Here is a 25,096-nt window from a genome sequence, read left to right as displayed (position 1 = left end):
GTATAACGTGAGCGGATGACCGCCCACGACGATCTCCCCCCTCCGCTGCGCGAAGTCGGCTTCGCGACCTCCGACACCCTGTTGCGCGACGACGTCCGCCGCCTTGGCGCGATGGTCGGCCACATGCTCTCCGAACAGGTCTCGCCCGCATTGCTCGACCAGGTCGAGCAGGTGCGGCGCGCGGCGATTGCGCGTCGCGAAACCGGCGCGCCGGTCGACACGCTCGCCGAGGGTCTGGCGCAGGTCTCACTGGACGATGCCGATGCGCTGGTGCGTGCATTCGCCGCGTACTTCGGTGCGATCAATCTCGCCGAGCGCGTGCACCGCATCCGCCGCCGTCGCGACTACCAGCGCAACGGCGACGCGCCGCAGCCCGGTGGGCTGGAAGCGGTGCTGCAGGAACTCAGGGACGGCGGTGTCGATCTGCCGCAGCTCGAAGCCGCGCTCGCGCGTCTGCACGTCGAGCCGGTGTTCACCGCGCATCCCACCGAGGCCGTGCGTCGCGTGCTGCTGGAGAAGGAGCGCACGATCGTCGAGCGCCTGATCGCCGACATCGATCGCGAACGCACGCCGACCGAACGCCGCGCCGACGATGCGCGCATCGTGCTGGCCCTGACCTCGGCGTGGCAGACCTCCGACGCGCCCGCGCGCAAGCCGACTGTCGCCGACGAGGTCGAGCATGTCGGCTACTACCTGTCGAACGTGCTCTACCGCGTGCTGCCGGTGTTCTACGAGGCCCTCGGCGATGCGATCGAGTCGGTCTACGGTGCGCGTCCCGCATTGCCGCAGGTGCTGCGCTTCGGCACCTGGGTCGGTGGCGACATGGACGGCAATCCCAACGTCAATGCCGACACCATGCGCGCCGCGCTCGGTGCGCAGCGCAGCCAAGCGCTCGCGCAGTACCGGCGCGACCTGCGCAGCCTCGGCAACGTGCTGACCCAGACGCAGGGCCGCGCGACGATCGACGCGTCGATCAGCGCCCGCGTCGACGATTACCGTCGGCGTCTGCCGGATGCCGAGTCCGCGCTCAATCCGCGCCACGCCGACATGCCTTACCGGCGCCTGCTCGATCTGATGCAGCTGCGGCTGCGCCTGACCGATGCCGACCACCGGGCGGGCTACGCGGATGCCGATGCGTTCCGCGCCGATCTGGATCTGATGGAGGCCAGCCTGCGCGGCCATCGCGGCGAGCATGCCGGTCTGTTCGCGCTGGAACGCCTGCTGTGGCGTGCGCGCACCTTCGGCTTCCACCTCGCCGCACTCGACCTGCGCCAGGATTCGGCGGTGCACGACGAGGTGCTCGGCCAGATCGATGGCAGCGACTGGAGTGCGCTCGACGTCGAGACGCGCCTCGAACGTCTGCACGCCATGCTCGATACGCCGCCGAAGGCGAACGGCGCGCTGTCGCACGACACTGTCGCCTCGACACTCGGCGTGTTCGATGCGGTCACCGACCTGCGCCGCAGCCACGGCGCGTCGGCGACCGGGCTGTACATCATCTCGATGGCACGCAGCGCCGCCGATGCGCTGGCGGTGCTGGCGCTGGCCCGCATCGCCGGCTGCGTTGAGGACGGCCAGGTGCCGCTCGACGTGTCGCCGCTGTTCGAGACCGTCGACGACCTGCAGGCCGCGCCGGGCGTGATGCGCGCGCTGTTCGACGATCCGCGCTATCGCGCGCACCTGGCGTCGCGCGGCGAGCGGCAGACGGTGATGCTCGGCTATTCCGACAGCGCCAAGGACGGTGGCCTGCTGGCGTCGCGCTGGGCGCTGCAGCGCACGCAGGTGGAATTGACCGCGCTCGCGCGCGAAGCCGGCGTGCGCATCGTGTTCTTCCATGGTCGTGGCGGCTCGGTGAGCCGCGGTGGCGGCAAGACCGGGCGCGCGATCAATGCCGCACCGCGTGGGTCGGTCGACGGCAGCCTGCGCGTGACCGAGCAGGGCGAGGTCATCCACCGCAAATACGGCATCCGCGCACTCGCATTGCGCAACCTCGAGCAGTCCACCGCCGCCGTGCTGCAGGCCACACTGCGGCCGCGCGCGCCCGATCCGCGCGAGGACAGCTGGCGCGGCATCGCGACCGAACTGGCCGAGGTCTCGCGCACGCATTACCGCGCGCTGGTGCACGAGCGCGCCGACTTCCCGGACTATTTCCGCGCGGCCACGCCGATCGACGTCATCGAACGCCTGCAGATCGGCTCGCGTCCGTCGCGCAGGCGCGACGGCGGCATCAACAATCTGCGCGCAATCCCGTGGGTCTTCGCCTGGGCGCAGAACCGCTCCGGCCTGACCGGCTGGTATGGCCTGGGCACCGCGCTCCAGCACGGCATCCGCGTGTACGGCCAGCAGGCCATGACCGAGATGGCGCGCGACTGGCCGTTCTTCCGCGCCGCGCTCGACGACGTGGAGATGCTGCTGGCCAAGAGCGACATCGGCATCTTCGAGCGCTACTCGCAGCTGGCCGGCGACGCGCATGACGCGTTCTTCCCCGGCATCCTCGACGAATGCCTGCGGACGCGCGATGCGATCCTGCTGCTCAAGGAACAGGACGTGCTGCTGGCCGACGACTACCGCCTGCAGTTGTCGATCCGCCTGCGCAATCCCTACGTGGATCCGATCAGCCTGCTGCAGGTGGAACTGCTGCGGCGCTGGCGCGCGTCGGACCGCGAGGACGACGCCACGTTGCGCGCGCTGCTGGCGACGGTCAATGGCATTGCCGCGGGTATCCAGAACACCGGTTGACCGTTTCGGCTCGGCTTCTCCGCATTAGCTGCTGCTGTTGCTGTTGCTGTTGCTGCGGCTGTTGCTGTGCTTCAGCGTTTGACGCACGAGCCGTAAAGCGAGCCGAGCACCGGAGCTTGGCGTGGCCGTAGAGCAGCCCATGTCTGAGCGCAGCGAGTTTGGGCTGCGTGCCGCGACAGGCGAGGCGCGGAGGGGACCGCCGCGGCTCCAGGCGGCGGATCGCGTCCGGCGAAGGGACCTTTTGGTTTCTTTTGGGTCCCGCCAAAAGAAACTCGCACGCGCAGCGGGCGAAAGCTCTGCACTTGCCTTGGCATTGGCCTTCGCCCCACCAGCATAAAAGCAGAATCAAGATCAAACCCAAGGCTTCCGCACGCGCCGCGCGCGGCTTCCTTTTGTCTTGTCAAAAGGAAGCACGACAGCGCGTAGGCGCTGGCGAACGGCGAAGCCGGCCCGAAGGGCGAACGCCGGAGGCGTGAGTCAAACCGCCTTCGCCGGACGCGATCCGATGCGATACAGCCGCATCGGTCCCCTGCGCTTCTCGGACGACGGGGCACGCAGCCCAAACTCGCTGCGCTCAGACATGGGCTGCTCTCCGACCCCGTCGTCCTGCGATGCTCGGCTCGCTTTACGGCTCGCACATCAAGGGCTGAAAGCCACAGCCACAGCCACAACAACAACAACAACAACAGCAACAGCAACGGCAACCGCAACAGCAACAGCAACAGCAACGGGAAAAAGCAACGCGTAAGCAGAGGCGCCGACTGCAGGCGGAGGGCGCTGGTCACCGGAATTTGTCGCCGACACCGCCCAAGCGCACACTCCACCGCTCCGCCTCCGGGATCCGCCATGAGCGCCGACGACCTGATCCTCTACACCAACCCCATGTCGCGCGGTCGCATTGCGCGCTGGATGCTCGAGGAAGTGGGTCAGCCGTACCGGGTCGAGATCGTCGATTTCGAGGGCGGCACCGAGGCGCCCGCGTTCCGCGCGATCAATCCGATGGGCAAGGTGCCCACGCTGGTGCACGGCGGCGTGGTGGTGACCGAGGCCGCGGCGATCTGTGCGTATCTCGCCGAGACGTTTCCGCAGGCCGGTCTGCTGCCCGCACCGACGCCGGCGGCGCGGGCGGCCTACTACCGCTGGATGTTCTTCGCGGCCGGTCCGCTGGAAGCGGCGGTGACGGCCAAGTCGCTCGGCTTGCTGGCGCCGCCGGAGCGTGCACGGATGGCCGGTTACGGCAGTTTCGAACGCACCGTCGATACGCTCGAGCAAGCCGCGGCCGCGGCGTCGCCGTGGCTGACCGGCGACCGCTTCACCGCGGCGGATGTCTATGCGGGCTCGCAGATCGCCTGGGGCCAGATGTTCAAGTCGCTGCCGCCGCGGCCCGCGTTCGCGGCCTACGTCGAACGGCTGCAGGCGCGTCCGGCGTGGCAGCGTGCGAGTGCGCTCGACGACGCGGGGATGCCGCCCAGCGGTTGACGCGCATGCGGCATCCGACATGCCGCTGTCACATTCTCCCGCTGCAATGCCCTCCGCCATGGATGGCACGGGCCCGTTCCGCATCGCCCGGTCCTGCACTGTCTTCCCCCGGTCAGTCAGCCAGCCCCACGACCCGGGATGTCCCATGCCGTCCTCCGTTTCCGCGTGCCGGTGTCTGCCGGCATGAGCGCCATCGCCATTGCCGCCGTCGATGATCCGGCGCCGGCCGCCAGTGCCGCGTTCGGCATGGTCTACCAGCCCATCGTGCGCCTGCAGGACCATCGCGTCATCGCGCACGAAGCACTGATGCGGCCGGTCGACGGCACCTCGCCGTTGCAGCTGCTGGACCGTGCGCGCGCCGAAGGCGCGCTCGGCGAACTCGAGACCCGCGCGGTGCGCGCCGCCGCCGACGGCTACGACTTCGCCGGCGGCGGCCTGCTGCTGGTCAATCTCAGCGCACACGCCATCCTCGGCGGCACCACGCGCCCGCAGCAGGTCCTCGAAGCGCTGCAGGCCAGCGGCCACGACCTGCGCAACTTCGTCGTCGAAATCACCGAGCGCGACATCGTCGAGGACTGCGCGCAGCTCGCGCACGCGATCGGCTATCTGCGCGCGGCCGGCGTGCGCGTGGCGCTCGACGATTTCGGCAACGGCCATTCCAACTTCGAGCTCTGGCACGAGCTGTCGCCGGAGTTCGTCAAGATCGACCGTTTCCTGGTGCAGGGTCTGGCCGACAGCGCCGGCCGCCTCAACATCCTCAAGGCGCTGGTGCAGGTGGCCGACGGCTTCGGCACCGAGCTGATCGCCGAAGGCGTGGAGCGCGTGGAGGACCTGCGCGTGCTGCGCGATCTCGGCATCCCGCTGGTGCAGGGCTATCTGCTCGGCCGGCCCGCGGCGACGCCGTCGCGCGACGTGCCCGAGGCGGTGCGCGCCACCGCCGGCGACAAGCTGCAAGTGTGGCCGCGCAACGACCGTCCCAGCGCGTTCCGGCGGATCCTCGCCGAGCACATGCTGATCGAGGCGCCGAGCATCCGCGACATCGCGACCAACCACGAGGCGGAGATCCTGTTCCGGCAAAACCCGCAGCTGACCGCGATTCCGGTCGTCGACCGCCACGACCTGCCGGTGGGCCTGATCAACCGGCGCGCCTTCAACGAACACATGGCCGCGCCGTTCGCGCGCGAGCTGCTGGGTCGCAAGCCCTGCACCATGCACATGAACGCCTCGCCGGTGCTGTGCGACATCCGCCAGAGCCTCGACGAGATGTCGCAGATCCTGCTCGGCGAAGACCAGCGCTACCTCTACGACGGCTTCGTGATCACCGACAACGGCCGCTATCGCGGCGTGGGCACCGGCGAGGCGCTGGTGCGGCGCGTGACCGAGCTGCGCATCGACGCGGCGCGCTACGCCAATCCGCTGACCCAGCTGCCGGGCAACATTCCGATCACCGAGCACGTGCGTCGACTCGTCGAGACGGGCCAGGGCTTCGTCGCCTGCTATTGCGACCTCAACCACTTCAAGCCCTACAACGACCAGTACGGCTACTTCCTCGGCGACCGCATGATCCAGCTGGTCGCGACCACGCTGCTGCGCCACGCCGACCCGCGCTGGGATTTCGTCGGCCACGTCGGCGGAGACGATTTCGTGATGCTGATGCAGAGCGACGACTGGATGCGGCGCAGCGAGCGGGTGGTCGGCGAGTTCAATGCCGCGGCGCTGGCGCTGTTCGATCCCGAGGACCGCGCGCGCGGCGTGCTGGAGGGCGAGGACCGCAGCGGCCGGTATGCGACCTTCCCGTTGACCACGCTGACGATCGGCATCGTCGAAGTCGCTCCGGGCGAGCGCGGCGGGGCCGAGGACATCGCCTCCAGCGCTGCGCGTGCCAAGCGCGAGGCCAAACGACGCGGCGTGCCGGTGCACGTGCTGGAGCGCTGAGCCGCGCGCAGGTGTTCACACGCGGCCTGCGAGCATCGACGCTCCGCTTCCGGAGCTTCTCGCCATGGCAGACGACCGCTTGCCCGTGCCGCATCCCGATGCCGGCCGCATGCACAGCGCGGCCGTCCGCGCGCGGATCGGCGGCGCCTCGCTCGACGCCACCGTGTCGGTGTCCACCGCTGGTCTGCTCGCGATCGGTGGCCTGGTCTCGGGCATCCTGCTGTCCACGGCGGTGCTGGTGCTCGCGGCCACGCGCACGCCGGCGCGCCGCTGGCCGCGTTGACGCACAGGAGTGCTCGCATGGCTGCCCGCACGCAGGTCCGCACCCTGGCCACCTTCAACGTCAACGGCATCAACGCACGCCTGCCGCACCTGCTCGAGTGGCTGGGCGAGGCGCAGCCCGACATCGTCGCCCTGCAGGAGCTCAAGGCGACCGACGCCGCCTTCCCCATCGCCGCGATCGAGGACGCCGGCTACGGCGCCATCTGGCACGGCCAGGCCTCGTGGAACGGCGTCGCCCTGCTCGCACGTGGCGCGACGCCCATCGAGAGCCGGCGCGAGCTGCCGGGCGAGCCGAAGGACACGCAGGCGCGGTACCTGGAAGCGGCCGTGCACGGCGTCGTCGTCGGCGCGCTGTACCTGCCCAACGGCAATCCGCAGCCCGGCCCGAAGTTCGACTACAAGCTGCGCTGGATGGCGCGGTTGGCGAGGCACGCGCGCAGCCTGGTCGACCTGCCGCATCCGGTCGCGCTGATCGGCGACTTCAACGTCATACCCGACGACATCGACGTCTACGACCCCAAGGCCTGGAAGCGCGATGCGCTGATCCAGCCCGAGGTCCGCGCCGCCTACGCCGACCTGCTGGCGCAGGGCTGGACCGACGCGCTGCGCGCGGTGTTCGAGGACGAGGTGATCTACACCTTCTGGGATTATTTCCGCCAGCACGCCGAGCGCGACCGCGGCCTGCGCATCGACCATCTGCTGCTCAACCCGGTGCTGGCCGAGGGGCTGGTGGAAGTCGGCGTCGACCGCGACGTCCGGCTGCGCGAGAAAGCCAGCGACCATGCGCCGACGTGGGCGCGGGTCCGCGTGCCCAAGACTCCGTCGCGCTGAGCCCGACGCGGCGTTTACACCGGCGCAACGGTCGTCGTCGCAGGCTGAGTCCATGAAGACCCTGTCCGACATCGACGCCATGCTCGAAGGCCTGCGCGGCCGCTTGGAGGCGCTGCTCGCGGAGCGGCCGCGCGAGACCGTGCTCGACGCGTTCTCCGAAGAAGCCAAGCCGCTGATCGAGCAGGTGCCCGAAGAGCACGACGCCTACGTGCAGGACCGCGTGCACCGCTTGCTGGTGGCGGCCGAACTGATCCCCGACGAGTCGCCCACCGGCTGAGACTTCGACAGCGCGGATGCGGGCGCGTATACTCCCCGGGAGTATCGAGACGGTCGCCATGCCGCATTCCCCGGAAGAGAAAAAGCGTGTGCTCACCCGCGTGCGGCGCATGCGCGGCCAGCTCGATGCACTCGAGCGCGCGCTGGAAGCGGGTGCCGATTGCGGCCCGGTGCTGCAGCAGCTCGCCGCGCTGCGCGGCGCGGTCAACGGACTGATGTCCGGTGTGCTCGAAAGCCATCTGCGCGAAGAACTCGGCCAGCCGAGCGACTCGCCCGAACACCGCCGCGCCAGCGTCGACGATGCCGTCGCGCTGGTGCGCACCTATCTGAAGTAACACGTCCAGGAGTTCCCGCATGTCCCAGACCCTCAAGTCCCGCGCCGCCGTGGCGTTCGCCGCCGGCGAGCCGCTCAAGGTCGTCGAGATCGACGTCGCGCCGCCCAGGGCCTGCGAAGTGCGCGTGCGCATCACCCACACCGGCGTCTGCCACACCGATGCGTTCACGCTGTCGGGTGACGACCCCGAAGGCATCTTCCCGGCCGTGCTGGGCCACGAGGGCGCCGGCATCGTCGTCGACGTCGGCGAGGGCGTGACCTCGGTCAAGCCGGGCGATCACGTGATTCCGCTGTACACCGCCGAGTGCGGCGAGTGCCTGTTCTGCAAGAGCGGCAAGACCAACCTGTGCGTCAGCGTGCGCGCCACCCAGGGCAAGGGCGTCATGCCGGACGGCAGCACGCGCTTCTCCTACAACGGCGAGCCGATCTATCACTACATGGGCTGCTCGACCTTCAGCGAGTACACGGTCGTCGCCGAAGTCTCGCTCGCGAAGATCAATCCGGACGCGAATCCGGAACACGTCTGCCTGCTCGGCTGCGGCGTGACCACCGGGATCGGCGCCGTGCACAACACGGCCAAGGTGCAGGAAGGTGATTCGGTGGCGGTGTTCGGTCTGGGCGGCATCGGCCTGGCGGTGATCCAGGGTGCGCGCCAGGCCAAGGCCGGTCGCATCATCGCGGTCGACACCAACCCGTCGAAGTTCGAACTCGCCAAGGAATTCGGCGCCACCGACTGCATCAACCCGAAGGACTTCGACAAGCCGATCCAGCAGGTCATCGTCGAGATGACGACCTGGGGCGTCGACCACTCCTTCGAGTGCATCGGCAACACCCAGGTCATGCGCGCCGCGCTCGAATGCGCGCACCGCGGCTGGGGCCAGAGCGTGATCATCGGCGTCGCTGGCGCCGGCCAGGAGATCAGCACGCGTCCGTTCCAGCTGGTGACGGGCCGCAAGTGGCTGGGCACCGCGTTCGGTGGCGTCAAGGGCCGCTCGCAGCTGCCGGGCATGGTCGAGGACGCGATGAAGGGCGACATCGAGCTGGCGCCGTTCGTCACCCACACCATGGGTCTGGACGCGATCAACGAAGCCTTCGACCTGATGCACGAGGGCAAGTCGATCCGCTCCGTGGTGCACTACGCATGAGCGGCCTCGACAAGGCCGCTTTGGCCGCGCTGCTCGACGGCGCACAGGACGACGCACGCGAGGCGATCGAGCGCCTCGACGCACAGGACATCGGCGTGATCGACGGCGCGATCCTCGCCGCGTTGACCCGCGACTGGAAGAAGGCCGGCTTCATCACCGCCGGCGTCATGATCGCCGCGCCGGATGCGCACGAAGACCTGCCCGAAGCGGTCTACACGCATCGCATCCACACGCTGATCGAAGCCGGACGCATCGAAGGACGCGGCAATGCCGACGACCTGAAGACGTTCGAGATCCGGCTGGCAGGCTGAGGGCGCCCGGGATGACGATCGAACGCGTCGAACATCGCGCCAGCTTCGGCGGCTGGCAGGACGTCTACGAGCATCGCTCGGCCACGCTGGACAGCACCGTGCGTTTCGCGGTGTACCTGCCGCCGCAGGCCGAACACGCGAAGCTGCCGGTGCTGTACTGGCTGTCGGGCCTGACCTGCAACGAGCAGAACTTCATCACCAAGGCCGGTGCGCAGCGTTACGCGGCCGAGCACGGCGTCATCATCGTCGCGCCGGACACCAGTCCGCGCGGCGACGACGTGGCCGATGCCGAGGGCTACGACCTCGGCAAGGGCGCCGGCTTCTACGTCGATGCCACGCAGCAGCCGTGGGCCGCGCATTACCGCATGTACGACTACGTGGTGCACGAGCTGCCCGCGCTGATCGAAGCGAATTTCCCGGTCAGCGATGCGCGCGCGATCAGCGGTCACTCGATGGGTGGGCATGGCGCGCTGGTGATCGCGCTGAAGAACCCCGGCCGCTACCGCAGCGTGTCGGCGTTCTCGCCGATCGTCGCGCCCAGCCAGGTGCCGTGGGGCGAGAAGGCCTTCGGCGCGTATCTGGGCGACGACCGCAACGCGTGGAAGGCATACGACGCGACGGCGCTGGTCGCCGATGCGGCCGAGCGCCTGCCGCTGCTGATCGACCAGGGCGATACCGACGAGTTCCTCGACGGCCAGCTCAGGCCGCAGCTGCTGCAGGCCGCCTGCGAGGCGGCGGGACATCCGATCACCTTGCGTCTGCAGCCGGGCTACGACCACAGCTACTACTTCATCGCCAGCTTCATCGGCGAGCATGTCGCGCATCATGCGCGCGCACTGAAGGCCTGAGAACCTGGTCAATATCCTGCTGCGCTTGCCAGCTGAAGCGCGTACGGTGCTCGGAATGCTCATGTATCTACACATACACTCCGCTCCCTCCGCTCCGCCGCGCATCATCTGGCGGCGCTCGCGACGGATCTTGAACAGGTTCTGACATGCTGCAGCTGCGCGAGGCGACCATCGACGACCTCGCGCTGCTGCAGCGCTGGGACGAGGCGCCGCAGGTCGTCGCCGCCGATCCCAACGACGACTGGGGCTGGGCGACCGAGCTGCTGCGCCGACCCGCCTGGCGCCGGCAGCTGATCGCCGAGCTCGACGGACGGCCGATCGGCTTCATGGAGATCGCCGATCCCGCGCGCGCCGACGACGGTTACTGGGCCGACTGGCTGGCCGCGCATCCCGCGTATGCAGCCACGCCGTCTCGCGCGATCGACATCTGGATCGGCGAGGCCGATGCACTGGGACAAGGCCACGGCACGCGAATGCTGCAGGACGCCTTGCGCCTGTCGTTCGCGGATGCGGACGTCGGCGCGGTGCTGCTCGATCCGCTCGCCTCGAACACGCGCGCACGCGCGCTCTATGCGCGGCTGGGCTTCGTCGACATCGGGCCGTGGCGCTTCGGCGACGACGACTGCCAAGTCATGCGCCTGTCGCGCGAAGCCTTCAGGTCGCCAGGATGAAATCGGTGTAGGCGAATCGTCCGTCGCGCAGCACGGTCTCGCCCCGCTTCAGATCGAGCGGTGCGGCGAACATCGGGCCCGCCGAGACGCAGGTATGGAATTCACCGCGCTCGCCGCAGGGATCGACTGTCTGTGGCAGCGTCGCGAGCAACGTCGCATCGAAGGCATGCCCAGCGAAGCTGCCGTCGAGCTGCGTCGTATCCACGCAACACAGATCGGCGCGCAATCCACCGGCATGCATCACGCGTGCGAGTGCTGAAGTGTCGGCGCCGAACAGCGGAAACAACGGCGTCCAGACCTGGCGCGCGCAGAAGTCCTCGCGCCAGGCGCGGATGTCGGCCAGGAACAGGTCGCCGAAGGCCAGCTTGCGCAGATCAGGCCAGCGCAGCCGGGCGCGGGCGAGCGCATCGGCGAACCGCGCTTCGTAGATTCCGTTGTCCGCCTGCTGCGGAATCCGGGCCTCGACGACCGGCAGTCCGGCCGCCGCGGCCTGTGCGTGCAGCACCTCGACGCGGATGCCCTGCATCGAGATGCGCTCGAACCCTTCGGTGATCGTGGTGACGAGGCCGACGACCTCGACATCGTCACGTTGCCGCAGGACGTGCAGCGTCCACGCCGCGTCCTTGCCGCCACTCCACGACAGCAGGACGGGCGTGCGCGAAGCCGTCACTCAGCCCGCGCGGACGTCGCGCAGCTCCCATGCGCTGCCGGCGAGCAGGCGCAGGCGATGCTTGAGCACGGTGCTGGAAATCGACGTCGTCACGACCAGATCGACGCCGAGATCGCGGTCCTCGCCGGTAACCTGGGCCGCGGGATCGGTCACGCCGAGCGCCTGGTCCACCTCGTCCGGGTCCGGCTGCCGGTCACGCCAGCGTGCGAACAGCGCGTCGCCGCGCAGCGCATCCTGGACCTCGGCGGCAATGCCGGCCGCGCCCTGCGCACGCAGGGCATGTTCGCCCGAGGCACGGGCCTGGTCGGGTTCGGGCAGGCGGATCAGATAGCGGGTGCTCATGCGGGGTCCATCGGCGGAAGCGATGCCCGCAGCCTAGCAACGGGGTGCGTTATAAATCCGTCATGCGGGAAGGGGGTTGGCCACGGATTTGCTCGGATAGTGCGGAAGAATTACGACCTCGTCGCCCCAGCGAACGCTGGGACCCATTTTCGCGGCCAAGGTCAAGATCAAGATGGGCCCCAGCTTGATCAGACATTCGTCTGTTGAAAGCCGCTGGGGCGACGGTGCTTGGCCGTTGCGTCCATGCTATCCGCGCACATATGCGGCAGAGAATGCCCTACGCGAACGCATGCGGCGGCGCCGCGAATCCCACCGTCAGCGAGCCGGCACCCACGTTGATCATGCCGGTCAGGCTCATCACCGTTTCGAAGCGTTCGACATGGTGCTCGTCGCAGGCCGCGACCAGTGCGGCGTAACCGGGCAGGGCGCGCATCTGTTCCAGTTCACCGCCGTAGCTCAGGCACAGCGTCGGCGTGAGCAGGCCGGCACGCACGCGATCGGCCGCGAACGCGAAGAGTTTTTCGGCGGCCGATTCGAAGCCGCGGATCTTGCCGACCGGGCCGGTGTCGCCGCGATGGCAGTGCAGGATCGGCTTGATGTCGAGCGCGCCGCCGATCAGGGCCGCCAGCAGGCTCACGCTGCGGTCGCCGCGATGCTTGATGCGCGCGCGCAGATACCCCAGATCGCGCGGCGCCATGTAGGCATAGCTGCGCTCGGCGAGGAATTCGAGGCGGCTGCGGATCTCCGGCGCCGTCGCGCCCGCATCGCGCAGACGCACCGCTTCGACCGGCAGGATGCCCTGCCCGGCGAACACCTGCTGCGAGTCGACGATGCGCAGCGCGAACGGCGTGGTGTGCCCGGCCTGCGCGCGCACCGGCTTGTATTCGTTGAGGATCGCGAAGCTCGCGTGGGTCGCGTTCTCGTGGATCTGGCTGCGGTGGCGGGTGACCGTCAGGCAGAACACGTAGTCGTAGTCAATGACCAGCTGCTCGAGGAACAGCGCCTTGATCTTCTCGGCCGGGAACGCCGACGTCTCGGCGGTATGACGTCCCGTGACATGGCTGTCGATGAAGTCGAGCGTGGCGCGTTCGTCGCGCAGGTCCACGAACTGCGACTGGCCGATGCGCACCGTCACCGGCAGCAGATGGATGCCGTGCGCCGCCAGCCAGTCGGGTGGCAGGTCGCAGGCCGAGTCGACGACGATTCCGATGCGCATGAGCGGTTTCCCCCGGGAAGCGATGCCGCGTCCGCCTGTGCCGGAGGATCGCGGCGGGGCGGCGGTGGCCGCCCGTGGGTGCACTGTACGCGATCGGCCGGGGCCGCCGGAATGGCCGGCGGCGGTCGCGGCGCGTGCGGGGCAACGGAAATCCGTCGCCGCGGGCAGTGTCTCAGGCGTCGCCGCCCACGCCGAACGCCACCATGTAGATCACGATCGGCAGCACCACGATCGCGACCGCGGCGCCGAACAGGAATACGCGGCGACGCTTTGTCATCGGCGGCTTCGGGGTCTTTTCGTTGGAACTCATGGCGGCGGTCCGGGGCGGGGAGGCGCCCGATGCTAGACAGCGCCGCGTGATGCCGGTGATGACCCGGCGCCGCTCAGGCGTCGGCGCGCCGGCCGGCCGCGCGTCGCTGCGCCCCGAGGAAGGCGCGCATCGAGGCCGGCTTGACCGGCTTGGTCAGCACGCGATAGCCGCGGATGCGCGCGGTCTGCTTGAGCGTGTCGCTGCCGTCGGCGGTCAGCAGCGCGCCGGGCACGTCGGGCGCGATGCCGCGCAACGTGTCGAGCGTGTCCAGACCGTCGAGCCGGTCGTGCAGGTGATAGTCGACCAGCAGCACGTCGGGCGATTCGTCCATGCAGGCGATGGCCTCGTCGATGGTCTTCGCGCACAGCGGTTCCACGCCCCAGCGCCGCAGCAGCGCCCGCATGCCGGCGAGAATGTCGTCGTCGTTGTCCACGCACAGCACGCGCAGGCCGCGCAGCGATTCGTCGTGCAGCGGCGCGGGCGTCGCTGCCGACGGCAATACGGCGACCGTGCTGCGCGGCACCGTGATCGAGAACATGCTGCCGCGGCCCACGGTGGAGCGCGCATCGAGCGTGTGGCCGAGCAGGCGCGAGATGCGCTGGCAGATCGACAGACCCAGGCCCAGGCCGCGACCGTCCCAGTCGAAGTGCTGCTCGTAGCGGTGGAACTCGTCGTAGATCTGGCTCATGTGGTGCTCGGGGATGCCCGGCCCGGTGTCCCAGACCTGCAGCGCGACGGTGTCGCCGCGCGTGCGCGCCGACAGCACGATGCGCCCGCTGCGGGTGTAGCGCAGCGCGTTGGCGAGGAAGTTCTGCAGCACGCGGCGCAGCAGGCGGCGGTCGCTGCGCACCGGCGTGGACGGCGCATGCAGGCGGATCTCGAGCTTGCGCGCCTTGGCCATCGGCGCGTACTGGCCGGCGAGCTGGCGCAGCAGTTCGGCGACGTCGAAATCGCTGATCTCCGGCTTCAGCGCGCCGGCGTCGAGACGCGACACGTCGAGCAGACCGTCGAGCAGTTCCTCGGCCGCGCGCAGCGACGTGTCGACGCGCTCGGCCAGGTGTTTCTGTTCCGCGCCGTCCTGGGTTTCGCGCAGCGCCGAGGTGAACAACCGCGCCGCGTTGAGCGGCTGCAGCACGTCGTGGCTGACCGCGGTGAGGAAACGCGAGCGCGATTCCTGCGCGGCTTCCGCCTCGCGCGTGCGGTCGGCGACGCGCTGTTCCAGCGTCTCGTTGATCTCGCGCAGTTCGCGCTCGGCGCGCTTGTAGTCGGTGACGTCGCTGTAGCTGGTCGCATAACCGCCGCCGGGCAACGGCTGGCCGCGCAGTTCGATGACCTGGCCGTTGCCGAGCACGCGCTCGGACACGTGCGGCGAACCGGCCCGCATGTAGGCGATGCGCTTGTCGATCTCGGTGTCGATGTCGATGACGTCGCGCGGCCCCAGTTCGCCGCGCTCGGCGTTGTAGCGGATCAGATCGGCGACCGGGCGGCCGACGTAGAGCATGTTGTCGGGATAGCCGAACAGGCGCTGGTAACTGCGGTTCCACGCGACCAGGCGCATCGTGCGATCGACCACGCTGACGCCGTGGTCGATGTTCTCCAGCGTCGAGGACAGCACTTCGCGGTTGAAGCGCAGTTCCTGGCCGGCCTCGTCGAGCATCGCGACGACTTCGTCGACCTCCATGCCCGAACCCTTCAGCGCACTGGTCATCAGCAAACGTGCCGACGACGCGCCCACCGCCGCGGCGAGCTGGCGCTCGGTGAACTGCAGCCAGGTGCGATCGGCGGGTGCATTGCCGGTGAGCGGTTTGCCCTGCGTCTGGGCCTGTTCGTCGAAGGCCGCGCGCGCGGTGCGCTCGCCGACGATGCGGCCGGTCAGCGTGAGCAGGTCGGCGATGCGGACGTTGCCGCTCCACTCCTCGGACGCGAAGGTGCGGCGCTCGGCATAGGGATCGAGAAACGGCGCGGCGCGCAGGCGCTCGTCGAGCGTGGGGCGGAAGCGCGCCGACACCAGCAGCAGGGCGCCGACGTTGAGCAGCAGCGACCAGAAGGTGCCGTGGGTCAGCGGATCCCAGCCGGCGAGGCCGAACAGCGCCTGCGGCTTCAACCAGTGGATGCCGAACGGTCCGGTCTCCAGCCAGCGCGGATCCAGCCAGCCCGATGCGGTCAAGGTCGGCAGCAGCAGCGTGTAGGTCCACACGCCGAAGCCGATCAGCAGGCCGACTTCGACACCGCGCCGGCTCGCGCCACGCCAGTACAGGCCGCCGATCAGCGCCGGCGCGAACTGCGCGACGGCTGCGAAGGCCATCAGGCCGAACGCGGCCAGCGTGGTCTCGGTGCCGCTGGCGCGGTAGTAACCGTAGGCGAGGCTGGCCAGGCAGACGATCGCGATGCGGCGGATCCACAGCACCGTGCGCGCGACGTTGCCGCCATGCCGTTCGGCGTAGCCGCGGCGCAGCAGCAACGGCATCACCAGATCGTTGCTGACCATCGTCGCCAGCGCCACGCTGGTCACGATGACCATGCCGGTCGCCGCCGAGAAGCCGCCGATATAGGCGAACAGCGCCAGCGAATCGGCATTGACCGCCATCGGCAGCGCGAGCACGAAGCTGTCGGGCGCCACCGGACCGTCGCGCCCGAACAGCGCGACGCCGGCGCTGGCGATCGGCAGCACCATCAGGCAGATGATCACGAGATACCCGCCGAACAGCCACCGCGCCCGGCGGATGTCGCGCACGTCGCCGCACTCGACGATGGCCACGTGGAACTGTCGCGGCAGGCAGATGATCGCCGCGAACGCCAGCAGGCATTGCGCGACGAAACTGCTCGGCGGCGCGTTGTCGACCAGCGCCCGCGTCGCCTCGACGAGCTTGAGATCGTGGCTGTCGAACCAGGCGATCGCGAACACGCCCACCGCGACTAGCGCGACCAGCTTGACCAGCGATTCCAGCGCGACGGCCAGCATCATGCCGGGGCGATGCTCGGTCGCATCGACCTGGCGCGTGCCGAACAGGATCGCGAACAGCGCCATCAGGGCCGCGACGTAGAACGCCGGATCGCCGAACGGTGTCACCGGATCGTCCGGCCCGCCGAGCACGCCCAGGCTGATCGCGACCGCCTTGTACTGCAGCGCCAGATACGGCACCGCGGCCACCAGCGCGATCAGCGCGACCATCACCGCGAGGCGCTGCGAGCGGCCGTAGCGCGAGGCGATGAAGTCGGCGATCGAGACCGTGTTCTGCGACTGCGCGATCAGCGCCAGCCGCTCGAGGATCCGCCAGCCGAACAGCAACAGCAGCAGCGGGCCGAGATAGATTGGCAGATAGCCCAGCCCCTGCCGGGCCGCGGTGCCGACCGCCCCGTAGAACGTCCACGAGGAGCAGTACACCGCCAGCCCGAGGCTGTAGACCAGCGTGCGCAGCCATGGCCGGTCCGGCGACAGCGGACGCCGATCGCCATACCAGGCCACGCCGAACAGCAGCGCGGCATAGCCCAGCGAGACCAGCAGCAGTACCCAGCCCGGCAGCATCCCGTCCCCTTCGATTTCCGACGAGCGAGTGTACGGGGCGGGGGCGTGGCGTGGGCAGGCTCAGTGGCTACACGCCTGCAGTGGGCGCATCCTTTGCTTTTGCTTTGCCGTTGCCGTTGCCGTTGCCGCTGCTTTTGCCGTGGCTTCCAGCCTTTGACGTGCGAGCCGTAAAGCGAGCCGAGCACCGGAGCCTGGCGTGGCCGTAGAGCAGCCCATGTCTGAGCGCAGCGAGTTTGGGCTGCGTGCCGCGACAGGCGAGGCGCGGAGGGGACCGCCGCGGCTGTATCGCGGCGGATCGCGTCCGGCGAAGGGACCTTTTGGTTTCTTTTGGGTCCCGCCAAAAGAAACTCGCACGCTTGCGTGCGAAAGCTCTGCACTTGCGTTGGTATTTGCTCTTCGCTTTGAAAGCTTTAAAAAAAGTAGGATCAAGATCAAGCCCAGGGCTTCCGCACGCGCCGCGCGCGGCTTCCTTTTGTCTTGTCAAAAGGAAGCACGACAGCGCGTAGGCGCTGGCGAACGGCGAAGCCGGCCCGAAGGGCGAACGCCGGAGGCGTGAGTCAAACCGCCTTCGCCGGACGCGATCCGATGCGATACAACCGCATCGGTCCCCTGCGCTTCTCGGACGACGGGGCACGCAGCCCAAACTCGCTGCGCTCAGACATGGGCTGCTCTCCGACCCCGTCGTCCTGCGATGCTCGGCTCGCTTTACGGCTCGCACATCAAGGTCAAAAGCGAGAGCAAAAGCGGAAGGCAAAGCCAACGCCAAAGCCAGAGACGAAGGCAAAGCTACAGCCGAGCGGGAGCAAAGGCGGCGCGGCAACCAACTGACAAAAAAAGGCGGCCCGTAGGCCGCCTTTTGTGCGTCACACAAGCGACTGCTCAGTATTTCGGCACGCCACCGTCCACGCTGTCGCTCCAGGCGTCGATGCCGCCGGCGACGTTGTAGACGTTCGTGAAACCCTGGTTGCGGAAGTGCTCGGCCGCCTGCTGGCTGCGGCCGCCGTGGTGGCACAGGAATGCCAGCGGGGTGTCCTTGGGCAGCTGCTGCAGGCGCGTGATCGCGTCGCCGTCGAGCGTTTCGAAGGGGCGCGCGATCTTCGCGATATCGCGTTCGTCCGGCGGACGCACGTCGACGAGGGTCAGCATGCCGGCGGCGAGGCGGTCGTTGGCGTCGGCCGGGCTGATGTCCTGCACCGGCTTGGGCGCGTTCGGGTTGTCGATGACCAGGCCGCGGCCGCGGATGTCGTCGGCGAAGTCGATCGTCATGCCGTCGGCGCGGCGCGCGGCGCCGAGATCGAACTGCACGTCGATGCCGTCGGCCTGGGCGATGATCGCGCCCGGGTTGCGCGGCGCGAGCTGCAGGCGGGTGCGGAAGTTCTTGTCGATGTCGACGTGCAGCACGTAGTCGCCGCCGGCATCGCCCACGGCCTTGGCGATCATCTCGCGCGCGGCGGGCGTGATAACGATCGACGGCGGCGTGCGGTCGGGCGGGGCCACGCCGAACAGGCCGTGCAGTTCGCCGCTGCCGGCCATCTGCTCGATGATGTCACTGCCGCCGACCAGTTCGCCGTCGACGTAGAGCTGCGGGATCGTCGGCCAGTCGCCGTAGACCTTGATGCCTTCGCGGATCTCGCCGTCCTCGAGCACGTTGACGGTGGCGTAGTCGATACCGAGCGATTCGAGCGCGGACACGGCCTTGGCCGAGAAGCCGCACTGCGGGGTCATCGGCGAGCCCTTCATGAACAGCACGGCCCGGTTGCCCTGCAGCAGGGTCTCGATGCGGGTGCGGAGGGCGGGGTCGAGGGACATGGCGTGGATCCGGTGTGCGGGAACGACCGACATGGTACCGCGCGGGCCCCGACGCAACCCCGACACCGGCGGAACGGCGCGTCGCCGATGGCATCATGCGCGCCATGTCCGTGCACCGACCGCCCCGCCATCCGCATCTCTGGCTGCCGCTGTTGCTGGTCTCCCAGCTGCTGATCGCGCTGGTCTGGTGGCAGGCGGGCTGGACGATCGGCCTGCCGCTGCTGCTGGCCAGCCACGCGCTGTGCCTGTGGGGCGTGCTCGCGCCGGCGTCCCGCCTCTACGGACCGGTGCTGACGCGGCTGCCGGGCGAGGGCGTGTGGCTGACCATCGACGATGGTCCCTCGGACGACACGCGGCCGCTGCTCGACCTGCTTGATGCCCACGACGCGAAAGCCACGTTCTTCCTCGTCGGTGACCGCGCTGCCGCCCACCCGGCGCTCGTGCGCGAGATCGCCGCGCGCGGTCACGGCATCGCCAACCACAGCCAGACCCATCCGCAGGCGATGTTCTGGGCGCTGGGGGCGGGGCGGATGCGGCGGGAGATCGAAGCGTGCCAGCGCACGCTCACCGGTATCACCGGCCGTGCGCCGCTGTGGTTCCGTTCGGTGGTCGGGCACACCAATCCGTTCGTGCATGCGCCGCTGCGCGAGGCCGGGCTGGCGCGCGTGGGGTGGACCGCGCGCGGCTTCGATGCGGTGAAGACCGATGTGGACGCGGTCGTCGATGCGATCGATGCCGACCTCGCGCCGGGCGCGATCGTGCTGCTGCACGAAGGCGCCAAGCATGGCCGCAACGTCGCGATGATCGAAGGCGTGCTGGCGCGGATGCGGGCGAAGGGGTTGCGCGCGGTGTTGCCTGCGGTCGATTGACGGTCGACCCGGCGTGCCCGCGCTGACGGTTACTCGCGGATGCCGACGATCAGCCAGTTGTTGAACGGCGTATCGCCATACAGCGGTCGCAACGTGGTCGTCAGCCCCGCGCCTTCGAGCTGCGATCGCAGGCCGTCGGCGGTCGGGTAACTCTTCGCGCGCTCCTGCATCCAGCCGGCGAAGTTGGCGAGGCGATCGGTGATGCGCGTCGTGCGGCTGCGCGAGGTGTCGTCGGCGAGGCCGCTGCGGATCACCAGACGTGCGCCGGGCACCAGCATCGCGATGACGTTGTCGAGCAGCTCGCGCTGGCGCTCGGGCGAGAGGTACTGCAGCACGTCGAGGATCGCGACGCTGCCCTGGTGGGCGGGCAGGCCGACGCCGAGATCGAGCACGTCGAGCTGCACGTCGGCGAGGCCCGTGCGCGCGGCGACCTCGCGGCCGCGGCGGATCTTGGCCGCGTCGATGTCGACGCCGGTGAATGGCAGCGACTGACCGTCGGCGCGCAGCGCGTGCGCGAGCAGACCCAGACCGCAGCCCAGGTCGAGGACCGGCGCGGTCGTCGGGCGCAGCGCCTGCAGCACGCCCGGATACAGCGGATCGGTGCGCAGCTTGGTCAGCGTGTAGTAGTAGTCGTAGCGGTTGCCCAGCACGTGCCGCGGCAGGAACGCGCGGGCGATGTCGCGGGCGCTTTCGCGCGGATACGGCGCGGTGGACAGGGGCGTGGTGTCGGTGTGTGTCATGCCCACGACAATACGCGGCGCGCGACCGGCAATGCCAGTCGCATCCATTCGCTGTGTAGCGCGGCGGACGGGTGCAGGCCGTCATCGGCGAGCATCTCCGGCTCACCGCCGCGCGCGCGACTGACCGGCGCGATGTCGACGAACGCGACGCCGCGTGCGGCGCAGATCGCCGCCGCGCTCGCGTTGTAGGCATCCAGCTCGCGTGCGATGGCGTCGCGGTCGCGGCCCGAATGTGCGCCGAACGGGGTGACGCCCCAGTCCGGAATCGCGACCGCAAACACGCGCGACACATCGCCGTCGGCGAATCCGATCGCGCGCTCCAGCAATGCCGAGAACGCAGGCCCGTACTGCGCGACGTCGCGGCCGCGGTACTGGTCGTTGACGCCGATCAGCAGGCTCACCAGATCGAAGGGACCCGCCGGCGCGGCGGCATCGATGCCCAGGTCGAGTTCGTCGGTCGTCCAGCCGGTGGTGGCGACGATCTCGGGCCCGTCGATGACCAGGCCCGTGTCGCGCAGGGCGTCGGCCAGCTGGACCGGCCAGCGGTCCTCGGCCGGGATGCCCTCGCCGATCGTGTAGCTGTCGCCGAGTGCGAGGTAGCGCCGCGCGCCGCTCATCCGGCCTGGCGCGCCTGACGCGGGGCCAGCGGCACGACCTTGCGCGCGTCGGTGACCTGGCGTTCGAGCACGCGGTGGATGCGCGCGAACACTTCGCGCAGCTGGTCCGGCTCGGGCAGCAGGGTCACGCGGAAATGGTTGCGGTAGGGCACGTTGAAGCTGTTGCCCGGGACCACCAGCACGCCTTCGGCGTCCATCAGTTCCAGTGCGAAGGCGTGGTCGTCGAAGCCCGTCGCGAAGTCCTCGGCCACGCCCGGGAAGGCGTACAGCGCGCCGGCCGGGGCGACGAGTTGCAGATACGGACTTGCCTCGCAGGCCTCGACCACCGCGCGGCGCGCCTCGTGCAGGCGGCCGCCGGGCGCGCACAGCGCGCTGATGGTGTCGATGCCGGTCAACGCGGCCTCGATCGCGAACTGGCCCGGCACGTTGGCGCACAGGCGCAGCGCGCCGAGCAGATCCATCGCATTGCGGAAATCGCGGCTGCGCGGCTCGCTGCCCGACAGCACCGCCCAGCCCACGCGCCAACCGCAGGCGCGGTGCACCTTGGACAGGCCGCCGAAGGAGATGCACGGCACGTCGCCGGCGAGCGGCGCGATGGGTTCGAACGCCGCACCGTCGTAGGTGATGCCGTCGTAGATCTCGTCGCACAGCAGCAGCAGGTCGTGACGTGCGGCGATCGCGACGATGCGCTCGAGCAGCGCGCGCGGATACACCGCGCCGGTCGGATTGTTCGGGTTGATCAGCACGATCGCGCGCGTGCGCGCCGAGACCAGCGCTTCGAGCGCATCGGGATCGGGCAGGAAGCCGTTCTCCGCCTTGCACTGGTAGAACACCGGCCGGCCGTCGTTGAGGATCGTCGCCGCCGACCACAGCGGATAGTCGGGCGAGGGCACCAGCACCTCGTCGCCGGGATTTAGCAGCGCGCGCAGCGAGATGTCGATCAGCTCGCTGACGCCATTGCCGACGAACACGCGCTCGGCGGTCACGCCCTGCGCGCCGCGTGCGACGTGGTGCGCGGCGATGGTCTCGCGTGCGACCGGCAGGCCCTGCTGGTGCGTGTAGGGATCAGTGTCCTGGATGCGCTCGGCGATCGCGCGCTGCAGATGGTCCGGCGCGCGGAAGCCGAAGGCGCCCGGATTGCCGATGTTGAGCTTGATCAGCGTGCGCCCCTGCGCTTCGAGTTCCCGGGCCCGTCGCGCCAGTTCGCCGCGGATCTCGTAGCGGACTTCGGTCAGGCGTTCGCGGGTCTTCAGGGGGGCGGACATCGGGGCGCTCGGCGCGGGGAATGTCGCCGGATGCTAGCGGAAAAGCCGCGTTCATGCGCCGCGCCGCCGGGCCGCGCGTGGCGCCCGATGGGGAGCGCGCCTGCGCGCGATGGCCGGCTGACGCTGTCGCCGGAATCTCCCCTTCTCGCGCGCGAGCGCGCTCCCACAAGGGCTTGCCTTTAGAATCCGCGCCATGCAGACCGCCCGCACCGTCGTTTGACCGCCGCCGATCCCGCGCTGCGCGCGATCGGCTGGCCCTTCGACGGCGCCGCCACCGGTCCCTGGGCCGGGGTCATGGCCACGCACCCGCAGGCGCGGCCGATGCGCATCGTCGAGCAGCACCGCTCCGGCTATCTCGTCGCCGGCGCGCCGGGCGAGGCAATCGCGGTGGAATCGCTGCCCGACTGGCTGCGCCGCAGCGGCTACCGCAAGGGCACGATCGCGCCCGAAGACCGCGCCGCGGTCGGCGACTGGGTGCTGGTGGAAGACGGCCAGCGCATCGTCGCGATGCTGCCCCGGACCAGCGCGATCAAGCGCGCCGCCGCCGGCGAGCATTACAGGCAGCAGTTGATCGCCGCCAACATCGACATCGTGCTGGTGGTCTGCGGCCTGGACGCGGACTTCAATCCGCGCCGCATCGAGCGCTACCTGCTGCTGGTGCAGGGCGGCGGCATGCCGATCATCGTGCTGACCAAGGCCGACAAGCCCGAAGCTGACGTCGCCGCCGCGACCGCCGCATTGGCCGACGTGATCGGTCTCGGCGTGCCGGTGGTGCCGGTCAATGCGCGCGACGTCGACAGCGTCGCCGGTCTGCACCGGTGGCTGGGACCGGGCGTCACCGCGGTGCTGGTCGGCAGCTCCGGCGCGGGCAAGTCCACATTGACCAACCGCCTGCTCGGCGTCGAGCGCATGAAGACCGCCGAAGTGCGTGCGACCGACGACCGCGGCCGCCACACCACCACGCACCGCGCGCTGATCCCGCTGCCGTCGGGCGCCTGCCTGATCGACACGCCCGGCATGCGCGAGCTCAAGCCGACCGGCGAGGAGGATCTGTCGGAAGGCGGCTTCGCAGACATCGAGGCACTTGCCACGCAGTGCCGCTTCCGCGACTGCGCCCACGGCAACGAGCCGGGCTGCGCGGTGTGGGAGGCGGTCGAAGCGGGCACGCTCGATCCCGGGCGTGTGGGCAGCTATCTGAAACTGCGCGACGAACTCGTCGGCGCGGCCGGACAGCTCGCGACGCGCCTGGCGCAGAAGGCCGAGAGCCGGCCGTCCGCGAAGCCTGCGCCGAAGGCCGGCGGGCGTCCGAAGGCGAAGCCGGCGAAACGCGGATCGGACTGGACGCGGGAGCGTTGATCTGCACCTTCCCCCGCGTGCGGGGGAAGGACGGGGTGGGGGCGAACGGTCGGACGTCGTGATGTGGTCGCGGGCGTCCTGCTGACCAATCGTGTTGACTCGCGCGAGTCCGCGTCGATGCAGTCCGGGGCTTTGCCCCCACCCAACCCTCTCCCGCATCGCGGGGGAGGGCTTCAATGCCTCGCGGACTCGAGCCCGCCGGCGAGCGAAAGGGTGCAGACAATGCGCGAGCGCCTTCGATCCGCTAGCGTGTTTCCACCACCCGCCGGAGCCCTCGATGCCCGACGCCATCGCCCATCACGCCGCGCTCGACGCGCGCATGGTCGCCGCCGCGCGCGGCTTGCGCCTGCTGAGTCTGGCGAGCTGGCCGTCCGACACGCAGCAGACGTTCCTCGCCGCGTTCGCGAACGGGCGTCGCGTGATGCCGCAGGTGCACTATGCGGCGCTCGACTTCACCGACGTCCGTCGCGAGCTCGACGCGATCGCCCACGCGGCCGACGCCACGCATCCGCTCGGCGCCTACATCGTCGAGTCTGCGCATGCGTGGGGCATCACCGCGCAGCTGCTCGAGGCACTCGGCACGCCGGCGGCCGGCACGCATGCGATCGCGCTCTACGGCAGGCCGGACGCGGCGCTGCCCGGCGGCGCGCTCACCACCTGCGATGCGGCCCGGCACTTCATCCACATCGCCGACGAACTCGACCCCGGCCTGCTCGCCGACGCCGAGCATCCGACGATCGACGCGCCCACGTTGCAGGCGCAGCTGCAGACGGATCTGGACCTCTACTTCGGCACGCGCGTCGTTGCGGTCGAACTCGACCCGGCGATGATCGCCAAGGCCGCGGCCGGCGCCTACCGGCTGCGGCTGCGCAGCGATGCGCGCTATTCGATCCATGACCGCGAGCAGCTGCTGCAGCACGAGGCCTTCGTGCATTCGCTGACCGCGCTCAACGGACGCGAGCAACCGGTGCTGCCGAGCCTGGCGATGTCCTCACCGCGGACGACCTGCACGCAGGAAGGCCTGGCGGTGTTCGCCGAGCAGATCACCGGCAGCATCGACATCCAGCGGATGAAGCGTGTGAGCCTGCGCATCGAGGCGATCGCGCGTGCGCAGGACGGCGCCGATTTCCTGCAGGTGTTTGACTATTTCCTCGATGCGGGCCAGTCGGCAGCCGAGAGTTTCGCGTCCGCGCAGCGCGTGTTCCGCGGCGTGCCGCTGCACGGCGGCCACGCCTTCACCAAGGACGCGGTGTACCTGCGCGGCCTGATCGACGTGCACACGTTCTTCCGCCAGTCGCTGGCCGCGCAGAAGCTGCCGCTGTGCCGGCAGCTGTTCGCCGGCAAGATGACCCTCGACGACGTACGCCGGCTCGCGCCGCTGTTCGACGACGGCACGCTCGCGCCGCCGCGCTGGCTGCCGCCGTGGATCGAACGCGCCGGTGGCCTGGCCGGCATGCTCGCGTTTTCGCTGTTCGCCAACCGCATCCGCATCGACCAGCTGCAGGCCAGCGGCCCGGTGTAGACG

23 protein-coding genes are annotated in these 25,096 nt (G+C 69.6%); 14 read left to right on the top strand and 9 right to left on the bottom strand.

All coding sequences use genetic code 11. The features are described 5' to 3' along the window. Positions 1-15: 15 nt before the first annotated feature. The 11 genes from ppc (at position 16) to E2F49_RS10345 (ending at position 10,851) form a co-directional block, all read left to right on the top strand. Positions 16-2,739, top strand: a complete 2,724-nt coding sequence (ppc, locus tag E2F49_RS10400) for a phosphoenolpyruvate carboxylase (protein ID WP_133393819.1) — start codon at positions 16-18, stop codon at positions 2,737-2,739. 846 nt (positions 2,740-3,585) lie between these two features. After that, positions 3,586-4,218, top strand: coding sequence for a glutathione S-transferase family protein (locus E2F49_RS10390; RefSeq protein ID WP_133393817.1), 633 nt, complete (start codon positions 3,586-3,588; stop codon positions 4,216-4,218). A 138-nt stretch (positions 4,219-4,356) separates the two neighbouring features. Then, positions 4,357-6,153 (top strand): GGDEF domain-containing protein, encoded by a 1,797-nt coding sequence (locus tag E2F49_RS10385; RefSeq protein WP_243713568.1) that lies wholly within the window; start codon positions 4,357-4,359, stop codon positions 6,151-6,153. Between the two features lie 64 nt (positions 6,154-6,217). Then, on the top strand, positions 6,218-6,436 hold the full coding sequence (locus E2F49_RS10380) for a hypothetical protein (RefSeq protein WP_055251226.1): 219 nt from the start codon (positions 6,218-6,220) through the stop codon (positions 6,434-6,436). 17 nt (positions 6,437-6,453) lie between these two features. Continuing rightward, a complete protein-coding gene (gene xth / locus E2F49_RS10375; RefSeq protein WP_133393816.1) occupies positions 6,454-7,266 on the top strand; it encodes an exodeoxyribonuclease III in 813 nt (270 codons plus the stop codon). Positions 7,267-7,318: 52 nt separating this feature from the next. Beyond that, positions 7,319-7,543, top strand: coding sequence for a hypothetical protein (locus E2F49_RS10370; RefSeq protein WP_133393815.1), 225 nt, complete (start codon positions 7,319-7,321; stop codon positions 7,541-7,543). Positions 7,544-7,601: 58 nt separating this feature from the next. Next, the gene (gene frmR, locus E2F49_RS10365; protein WP_133393814.1) at positions 7,602-7,877 is read left to right on the top strand and encodes a formaldehyde-responsive transcriptional repressor FrmR; all 276 of its coding nucleotides are present in this window, start codon (positions 7,602-7,604) and stop codon (positions 7,875-7,877) included. Positions 7,878-7,896: 19 nt separating this feature from the next. Beyond that, entirely contained in the window at positions 7,897-9,021 is a 1,125-nt protein-coding gene (locus E2F49_RS10360) for an S-(hydroxymethyl)glutathione dehydrogenase/class III alcohol dehydrogenase (RefSeq protein WP_133393813.1), read from the top strand. Further along, complete coding sequence (locus E2F49_RS10355; RefSeq protein WP_133393812.1) at positions 9,018-9,332, top strand: DUF3658 domain-containing protein; 315 nt, start codon at positions 9,018-9,020, stop codon at positions 9,330-9,332. The genes E2F49_RS10360 and E2F49_RS10355 overlap by 4 nt, the downstream gene beginning before the upstream one ends. 17 nt (positions 9,333-9,349) lie before the next feature. Continuing rightward, positions 9,350-10,180 (top strand): S-formylglutathione hydrolase, encoded by an 831-nt coding sequence (gene fghA / locus E2F49_RS10350; RefSeq protein ID WP_133394111.1) that lies wholly within the window; start codon positions 9,350-9,352, stop codon positions 10,178-10,180. 146 nt (positions 10,181-10,326) lie between these two features. Beyond that, on the top strand, positions 10,327-10,851 hold the full coding sequence (locus E2F49_RS10345; protein WP_133393811.1) for a GNAT family N-acetyltransferase: 525 nt from the start codon (positions 10,327-10,329) through the stop codon (positions 10,849-10,851). Here the strand turns inward: E2F49_RS10345 and E2F49_RS10340 are convergent. The 6 genes from E2F49_RS10340 to grxD form a co-directional block, all read right to left on the bottom strand. After that, positions 10,835-11,521 carry a Dph6-related ATP pyrophosphatase gene (locus tag E2F49_RS10340; protein ID WP_133393810.1) on the bottom strand — a complete coding sequence of 229 codons (687 nt, stop codon included), beginning with the start codon at positions 11,519-11,521 and terminating at the stop codon, positions 10,835-10,837. The genes E2F49_RS10345 and E2F49_RS10340 overlap by 17 nt on opposite strands. Next, on the bottom strand, positions 11,522-11,863 hold the full coding sequence (locus E2F49_RS10335; RefSeq protein WP_133393809.1) for a hypothetical protein: 342 nt from the start codon (positions 11,861-11,863) through the stop codon (positions 11,522-11,524). Between the two features lie 277 nt (positions 11,864-12,140). Next, positions 12,141-13,079, bottom strand: a complete 939-nt coding sequence (locus tag E2F49_RS10330; RefSeq protein WP_133393808.1) for a DegV family protein — start codon at positions 13,077-13,079, stop codon at positions 12,141-12,143. A 172-nt stretch (positions 13,080-13,251) separates the two neighbouring features. Continuing rightward, positions 13,252-13,389: a hypothetical protein gene (locus E2F49_RS16400; protein ID WP_165971198.1), complete on the bottom strand. Its 138-nt coding sequence runs from the start codon at positions 13,387-13,389 to the stop codon at positions 13,252-13,254. A 73-nt stretch (positions 13,390-13,462) separates the two neighbouring features. Further along, positions 13,463-16,915 (bottom strand): hybrid sensor histidine kinase/response regulator, encoded by a 3,453-nt coding sequence (locus E2F49_RS10325; protein ID WP_133393807.1) that lies wholly within the window; start codon positions 16,913-16,915, stop codon positions 13,463-13,465. A gap of 879 nt (positions 16,916-17,794) precedes the next feature. Then, positions 17,795-18,724 carry a Grx4 family monothiol glutaredoxin gene (gene grxD, locus E2F49_RS10315; RefSeq protein WP_133393806.1) on the bottom strand — a complete coding sequence of 310 codons (930 nt, stop codon included), beginning with the start codon at positions 18,722-18,724 and terminating at the stop codon, positions 17,795-17,797. Positions 18,725-18,828: 104 nt separating this feature from the next. Between grxD and E2F49_RS10310 the strand changes: the two genes are divergently transcribed. Further along, positions 18,829-19,593, top strand: a complete 765-nt coding sequence (locus E2F49_RS10310; RefSeq protein WP_243713584.1) for a polysaccharide deacetylase family protein — start codon at positions 18,829-18,831, stop codon at positions 19,591-19,593. A gap of 29 nt (positions 19,594-19,622) precedes the next feature. Here E2F49_RS10310 and E2F49_RS10305 read toward each other — a convergent pair whose 3' ends face one another. The 3 genes from E2F49_RS10305 to E2F49_RS10295 are packed head-to-tail and all read right to left on the bottom strand — an operon-like array spanning position 19,623 to position 22,215. Beyond that, positions 19,623-20,333 (bottom strand): class I SAM-dependent methyltransferase, encoded by a 711-nt coding sequence (locus E2F49_RS10305; protein ID WP_133393804.1) that lies wholly within the window; start codon positions 20,331-20,333, stop codon positions 19,623-19,625. Then, complete coding sequence (locus E2F49_RS10300; protein WP_133393803.1) at positions 20,330-20,950, bottom strand: SGNH/GDSL hydrolase family protein; 621 nt, start codon at positions 20,948-20,950, stop codon at positions 20,330-20,332. The genes E2F49_RS10305 and E2F49_RS10300 overlap by 4 nt, the downstream gene beginning before the upstream one ends. Continuing rightward, positions 20,947-22,215 carry an aminotransferase class I/II-fold pyridoxal phosphate-dependent enzyme gene (locus E2F49_RS10295; RefSeq protein WP_133393802.1) on the bottom strand — a complete coding sequence of 423 codons (1,269 nt, stop codon included), beginning with the start codon at positions 22,213-22,215 and terminating at the stop codon, positions 20,947-20,949. Before E2F49_RS10295 ends, E2F49_RS10300 begins: the two co-directional genes overlap by 4 nt. 216 nt (positions 22,216-22,431) lie before the next feature. Here E2F49_RS10295 and rsgA point away from each other — a divergent pair, with 216 nt between their 5' ends. Both rsgA and E2F49_RS10285 read left to right on the top strand, forming a co-directional pair. After that, positions 22,432-23,571, top strand: coding sequence for a ribosome small subunit-dependent GTPase A (rsgA, locus tag E2F49_RS10290; protein ID WP_243713567.1), 1,140 nt, complete (start codon positions 22,432-22,434; stop codon positions 23,569-23,571). Between the two features lie 277 nt (positions 23,572-23,848). Beyond that, positions 23,849-25,093 carry a peptidase MATCAP family protein gene (locus tag E2F49_RS10285; protein WP_133393801.1) on the top strand — a complete coding sequence of 415 codons (1,245 nt, stop codon included), beginning with the start codon at positions 23,849-23,851 and terminating at the stop codon, positions 25,091-25,093. Positions 25,094-25,096 lie beyond the last annotated feature (3 nt).

The organism is Luteimonas terrae (assembly GCF_004358165.1).
In the GTDB taxonomy this organism is placed as follows: domain Bacteria; phylum Pseudomonadota; class Gammaproteobacteria; order Xanthomonadales; family Xanthomonadaceae; genus Luteimonas; species Luteimonas terrae.
Note: the sequence above shows the minus strand (reverse complement) of the source record. Positions and strands in the feature narration are given on the sequence as shown.